Annotated in this window: 4 protein-coding genes and 1 pseudogene; 3 read left to right on the forward strand and 2 right to left on the reverse strand. The window is 40.4% G+C overall.

Going from position 1 to position 3,759, the window contains the following annotated elements:
* Positions 1-141 precede the first annotated feature (141 nt).
* Positions 142-759 carry an ArgP/LysG family DNA-binding transcriptional regulator gene (locus tag HYG93_RS18935; RefSeq protein WP_372659309.1) on the forward strand — a complete coding sequence of 206 codons (618 nt, stop codon included), beginning with the start codon at positions 142-144 and terminating at the stop codon, positions 757-759.
* A 39-nt stretch (positions 760-798) separates the two neighbouring features.
* Here HYG93_RS18935 and HYG93_RS18940 read toward each other — a convergent pair whose 3' ends face one another.
* Both HYG93_RS18940 and HYG93_RS18945 read right to left on the reverse strand, forming a co-directional pair.
* Positions 799-1,347, reverse strand: a complete 549-nt coding sequence (locus HYG93_RS18940) for a YceI family protein (RefSeq protein WP_120364873.1) — start codon at positions 1,345-1,347, stop codon at positions 799-801.
* Between the two features lie 110 nt (positions 1,348-1,457).
* Positions 1,458-2,027: a nicotinate-nicotinamide nucleotide adenylyltransferase gene (locus tag HYG93_RS18945; RefSeq protein WP_106985927.1), complete on the reverse strand. Its 570-nt coding sequence runs from the start codon at positions 2,025-2,027 to the stop codon at positions 1,458-1,460.
* Between the two features lie 105 nt (positions 2,028-2,132).
* Between HYG93_RS18945 and HYG93_RS18950 the strand changes: the two genes are divergently transcribed.
* Both HYG93_RS18950 and HYG93_RS18955 read left to right on the forward strand, forming a co-directional pair.
* A complete protein-coding gene (locus HYG93_RS18950) occupies positions 2,133-2,933 on the forward strand; it encodes an enoyl-CoA hydratase-related protein (RefSeq protein WP_178962780.1) in 801 nt (266 codons plus the stop codon).
* A gap of 103 nt (positions 2,934-3,036) precedes the next feature.
* Positions 3,037-3,633 (forward strand): annotated as a pseudogene (locus HYG93_RS18955) (nitroreductase family protein); the annotation flags it as partial.
* Positions 3,634-3,759: the final 126 nt, after the last annotated feature.

The raw sequence follows: 3,759 nt of genomic DNA on the forward strand, positions 1-3,759 counted from the left end.
AGCAAAAAATGGACAATGCCTATCCAAAATTGGAAATCTGCTATGAACCGCTTTAGTATCATGTTTGAAGAGCGTGTAACCAAGTATTTTTAAAACTGTATTTACACAGAATTATTTACACCCTCTTTTTACACAGTCAATATTGCGACCAATGCCGACTCGCTCGCGACTTGGCTACTTCCAAGCATAAAACCTTGCTTAACTCAGCATAAAATTATTGCACATTTTCATGTAGATGATCAGTCCGAAACGCATCTATTAATGCAAACGGGTTTGGTTAATGCCTCTATTTCTGCAGAGCCACGTGCAATGCAAGGCTGTATTGCACAGCCTCTAGGCGAAATGCGCTATCGCTTAGTGGCAAATCCTGAGTTTGTAAACACATGGTTTAGTCAAGGTCTCACACGTGAAGCCTTAACTCATGCGCCAGCGATTATTTATAACAATAAGGATCAACTGCATAGCAACTTGCTTTTGCAACATTTTGGATTAAGCCCCGCATGCTACCCACACCATGTTATTCCCTCATCTTCCGCTTTTGCTGAGGCTATTTTTATGGGTTTAGGTTTTGGCCTAGTCCCAGACCACCAAATTGAGCAACGTTTAAAGACAGGGCAATTAATTGATTTAATGCCAAAGCTAAACATTGAAATAACGCTATATTGGCATCATTGGAAGCAACAAGCCTTGGCTCTTGATCAACTAACACAACACCTTTTACAGCATGCAAGTGAAAATATGAATGGTGCTATTAAGTAATTAATCTTATCCAAATGAATGATTAAAATAGCGAGCACATTATTTTGACTGTAACTGCCCTTTTAAACGAATATTCACTTTTTCCCCTACGCCACCATAGGCCTTTTTCATCCCAAAATCACTGCGGTTAATTGAACCCACTGCGTTCACATCCAATAGCCTTGGATTGGCTGTATTTGGCTTGAGTAAGGTCATAAATACTGTTGGTTTGGTAATGCCTTTTAAGGTCAAATTGCCATAGACGTTATAATGATCGGCATCAATAGGAACAAATTCAGTGCTCTTAAACATCATGGTTTTATATTGATCGGCATCAAAGAAATGTTCACTCAAAATCATTGGCCGTAATACAGGTGGATTAAACTGCAAACTGTTGGATGATAAAGTCACAACGACTGATGCATTTTTAGGTTGATTGATATCAAAATATAAACGTGCCTGAGCCTCGTCTGAAACACCTTGTACCACCGTTAAACCGACAGTTTTAATATCAAAACTAACCAAACTTTCTTTGGTAAGCCCCCAGACTTCTGCATGCGAAGTTGAATAAAGCAATGCTGATATACCAACACTTGCCCCAACTTGCATGACACCCCTCAGCCCCATGAACAACACTCCACGCTACCTAAAACGTAGCACTATATTTATATTTGCTGTATTTCATGCCTTGCATTAGTAATTGACATTGAAATACAAGCCTAGGATAAATTGCTTTTGTCTTGATTTTTGAAGTGTTTTTGTAACTGTTTATAGGTATCCGTGATTTGAAACTGCTTTAAAAATTCAATCGTTCCTGCTGGAAAGGCTGTTTCATCAATTTCACCGCGGTAATAGGCTTCACGGATGGGTGTTGCAGACATAGCGCCTTTTAAGCTTTCTAGCTCAACCAAAGGCCATTCTGGGAAGAATTTTAAATAATAAGATGAATCGTCTTTAAAATGCCCAATCAGGCCAATACGGTCATCGGGCTGTGTAATTTCTGCAACCGAAGTTTTCACTAGTTTTTGCCATTTCTCATCGTTATACACATCAATCACATGCACAAATTTAATCCGTACTTGATCTGCTTCAGAAAAATTCGACAAAATCATCTGCTCACGTTCAGTCGCTAAAAATGGATTTTTGATATTGCGTTCATTTTGTGCCGAGCCCAAAGCCAAAAGCACATTGCTACTTTGTTCTAAGGCAATTTTTATCGTTTGCAGGTGCGCCAAATGAAAAGGCTGAAAACGACCGATAAAAACCAAATAATCGAATGTATATTTCATATCAAATCAAACTTTTTATGAACTGAGCAGTTGTGCCACTGGCTGAAATATGCGACATAATGTCGGGCATAAAATCAAAACGAACTTTAACGCAAGGATAGTACGATGACACTGAGCTGTATTCAACAACCTCATGAACATTTGAATGCGAATTTGGACAATGGCGTACTGACCTTAGCCATTAACCGCCCTCAAGCAAAAAATGCGCTGTACAGCGAACTCTATCTTTGGATTGCCAAAGCGCTAGATGAAGCAGATCAAGACTCGTCTGTGCGTACGGTTATTTTACGCGGTGCAGATGCAGACTTCAGTGCCGGCAATGACATGCAAGACTTTATGAAGTCTGCTGCCATGAAAGATCAAATTCGCGCTGAAGATGGCCCTCCATTTGTACTCTTAAAATCTGCTGCAAAATTTTCTAAACCGCTCATTGCTGCGGTACGCGGTGTTGCCATTGGCATTGGTGTGACGATTCTTTTGCATTGTGATTTAGTCTATGCAGACAATACTGCCTTATTCCAAATTCCTTTTGTGAGCCTTGGTTTATCGCCTGAAGGTGCTTCAAGCAAATTGCTTGCACGCCAAGCAGGCCACGTAAAAGCAGCTGAATTACTGCTTACTGCAGACCGCTTTAACAGCGAAAAAGCGCTTGCGACCAATCTCATTAACAGCATTGAAGAAGATGTCTACACAACTGCTCAGAAAAAAGCAGCTCAGCTTGCAGCATTACCGCTTGCATCATTAGTGCAATCTAAAGCGCTCATGAAACATGATATCGATGAAATCGTGTCATGGATTGACCATGAAGCGGTGATTTTTATGAGCCGTGTCGGTTCTCCTGAAATGATGGAAGCTGTGGCTGCCTTTATGCAAAAGCGCAAGCCAGATTTTTCTCAGTTCAATTAATCTTAAAACTGCATCATCGTTAACAGAAACCATCCAAAATTTTGGGTGGTTTTTTTACATTTGCCCCCCATCTCTATTGCAAAACAATCATGGTACATTTGTTATGACTGAATCTCAGAACACTGAAAAAAAGCGCTACTTTGAGCCTGCGCCTGAAGGCATAGATATTGAAAATTTTAAAAAAGTAGTTCAAAGCCGCCGTTCAGTACGTAAATTTACGGATAAAGCGATTCCAAGCGACGTATTAGATGAATGCTTAGACCTTGCCCTGCTTGCGCCAAACTCATCGAATTTACAGCCTTGGACATTTTATGTCGTACAAAACCCCACAAAAAAGAAACAGCTGGTAAAAGCGTGTTTAGGCCAATTGGCAGCGAAAACCGCAGCTGAGCTGATTGTATGTGTGGCGCGTACTGACCGTGTCGATGAAATGGCAAAACTGAATATTTCTGAATTCCCATTTCCTGAAGCGCCTCCTGCTGTGCAGAAGTATTACAAGTTCATTCCTTATAATTACAAAACAGGTTACTTCAATGCGCTAGGTAACTTTAAGAAAGTGGCTTTCAAAGTTGCACGTACATTGGATAAGCAATTGCCTGTAACTGCCTTTAATGAAGCCGATGCCAAACTTTGGGCAAGTAAAACCACTGCCTTGGCTTGTGAAAACTTAGTTTTAGCTTTGCGTGCCTATGGTTTTGACGAGACTGTAAATAAAACTGTGTAAACGCTTAGACTATCCCTCAACGCTGTTAGGGGCAACACAGGTGTTTACCATGAAAGATGAAGCAATGCTGGCATTAGCCAAAGAATTTGCCAAGAACTTAAA

This window comes from Acinetobacter sp. SwsAc6 (genome assembly GCF_013391565.1).
In the GTDB taxonomy this organism is placed as follows: Bacteria; Pseudomonadota; Gammaproteobacteria; order Pseudomonadales; family Moraxellaceae; genus Acinetobacter; species Acinetobacter cumulans.